Genomic DNA, 1073 nt, shown 5'->3' with positions numbered 1-1073 from the left:
ACGGGAAAGCCGCTTCGGCCAGTGTCTCAGCTTCAAACTTGACCGGCTGCCACCCGCCATCGACCGATTGTCGCACGGCGCGCCGAACTCCTATATGCTTATCGGAAAGCATGGGAGGTTTCATGTCATACGCCGTCGCGACATGCCCTGACGACGTTGAGCGGCTGAAGACGCTGTTGCACAGCCTGGGCGAAGAGGGAAGCCGGATCATCAACGTGATCTGGCAGCCGGAACGAGACGTCCGGACAGAGGATGGCCAGTTCACGGAGCCGTCCGGCTACGTCATCGTTTTGGAGTATCCAAGCTAAATTTGAATATGACCCCGGCAATGGCCGATGGCGTGGCGGCAACGCGCTATGATCCATGGGAGACCTTTGCGAGAAAGATGGGTACCGTTGCGCCGTAACAGAAAGCGGCAAGCCTAGTGAGGGACAAATGCGGCATCAGCTGACTGGTAACGCCGGTCTGTACCACGTAGCGCGGGAACTATCGCGGCGCGGTTGGAATGTCATGCCCACTGTACGAAACGCGCGTGGCGCAGACCTATATGCCGCAAGCGACGATGAGAGCCGCGTCCTACCCATTCAGTCAAAAGCACTGTCGAAGAGAGCTCCTGTGCCGCTGGGTGGTTCGCTGGATACCCTTCGCTCGGATTGGTGGGTAGTAACGATCAATGCAAACACCGTAGCACCAACCTGCTATGTCCTCACGAAAGATGAAGTGAAAGCAGCTGCGCATCGCGGAATGAGTGAGACAGGCACGGTATCGTATTGGCTACAGCCAAAGTCCTATACGCTTCCTCAGTATCTAGAAGCATGGGACAGGCTAGGAAGCCCCGCCGCTCCCAGAGGCCTTCAAATTTCAAACTGAGACACTACCCGGCCTCGGTGTCAGTTCCCCGGTCTCTGTCGCGGCAGCGGAATGCCGATCGTTGGCGTGGGCGCGAAGGCGCTGGCCGCCGCGGGAAGCACAGCATCCCCGCTGGAGATCGTCTCCGCCGGCCCAGTCACTTCCGGCTCGGTCGGTTCCGGCTTGGCTGCCGCTACCGCTGCCGCCCCGCTATGATAGGTCAC

General features: G+C 59.4%; 1 protein-coding gene and 1 pseudogene. One reads left to right on the top strand and one right to left on the bottom strand.

The annotated features are described in order from the left end of the window. Positions 1-122: 122 nt before the first annotated feature. Entirely contained in the window at positions 123-308 is a 186-nt protein-coding gene (locus AC4FWB_RS34520) for a hypothetical protein (protein WP_491030679.1), read from the top strand. A 582-nt stretch (positions 309-890) separates the two neighbouring features. Here AC4FWB_RS34520 and AC4FWB_RS34515 read toward each other — a convergent pair. Further along, a pseudogene (locus tag AC4FWB_RS34515) lies at positions 891-1073 on the bottom strand (penicillin-insensitive murein endopeptidase); the annotation flags it as partial.

The sequence above is a fragment of the Mesorhizobium sp. LEGMi-168a genome (assembly GCF_058312955.1).
The sequence above is the reverse complement of the archived record's forward strand: the minus strand, read 5'-3'. Positions and strand labels throughout refer to the sequence as shown.

What these genes read in the sequence shown, in the direction of transcription:
- AC4FWB_RS34520 (WP_491030679.1), top strand. Translation starts at nt 123, where the DNA reads ATGTCATACGCCGTCGCGACATGCCCTGACGACGTTGAGCGGCTGAAG.